The 1,220-nt window shown below is 52.2% G+C and carries 1 rRNA gene; it reads right to left on the reverse strand.

Going from position 1 to position 1,220, the window contains the following annotated elements:
- Positions 1 to 1,220 (reverse strand): 16S ribosomal RNA (locus O6P32_RS13535); the annotation flags it as partial.

Here is a 1,220-nt window from a genome sequence, read left to right on the forward strand (position 1 = left end):
GCGGTTACGCACTTCAGGTACCCCCGGCTTTCATGGCTTGACGGGCGGTGTGTACAAGGCCCGGGAACGTATTCACCGCGCCGTGGCTGATGCGCGATTACTAGCGAATCCAGCTTCGTGGAGTCGGGTTGCAGACTCCAGTCCGAACTGAGAGGAGTTTTACGGATTGGCATCCTGTCGCCAGGTAGCGGCCTTCTGTACTCCCCATTGTAACACGTGTGTAGCCCCGGACGTAAGGGCCGTGCTGATTTGACGTCATCCCCACCTTCCTCACATCTTACGATGGCAGTCCCGTCAGAGTCCTCAGCTTGACCTGTTAGTAACTGACAGCAAGGGTTGCGCTCGTTATGGCACTTAAGCCGACACCTCACGGCACGAGCTGACGACAACCATGCAGCACCTTCACAAAGGTCCGAAGACTGATCTGTTTCCAAATCATTCCTTTGCAATTTAAGCCCGGGTAAGGTTCCTCGCGTATCATCGAATTAAACCACATGTTCCTCCGCTTGTGCGGGCCCCCGTCAATTCCTTTGAGTTTCACCGTTGCCGGCGTACTCCCCAGGTGGGATACTTAATGCTTTCGCTTGGCCGCTGACAGTATATCGCCAACAGCGAGTATCCATCGTTTACCGTGTGGACTACCAGGGTATCTAATCCTGTTTGATACCCACACTTTCGAGCATGAACGTCAGTTACAGTTTAGCAAGCTGCCTTCGCAATCGGGGTTCTTCGTGATATCTAAGCATTTCACCGCTACACCACGAATTCCGCCTGCCTCAACTGCACTCAAGAGAACCAGTATCAACTGCAATTTTAAGGTTGAGCCCCAAACTTTCACAACTGACTTAATCCCCCGTCTGCGCTCCCTTTAAACCCAATAAATCCGGATAACGCTCGCATCCTCCGTATTACCGCGGCTGCTGGCACGGAGTTAGCCGATGCTTATTCATAAGGTACATACAAGCTCCCACACGTGGGAGGTTTTATTCCCTTATAAAAGAAGTTTACAATCCATAGAACCTTCATCCTTCACGCTACTTGGCTGGTTCAGACTCTCGTCCATTGACCAATATTCCTCACTGCTGCCTCCCGTAGGAGTTTGGACCGTGTCTCAGTTCCAATGTGGGGGACCTTCCTCTCAGAACCCCTATCCATCGTTGGCTAGGTGGGCCGTTACCCCGCCTACTACCTAATGGAACGCATCCCCATCGCATACCGAA

The sequence above is a fragment of the Phocaeicola acetigenes genome, from assembly GCF_027529745.1.
Classification (GTDB): Bacteria; Bacteroidota; Bacteroidia; order Bacteroidales; family Bacteroidaceae; genus Phocaeicola; species Phocaeicola acetigenes.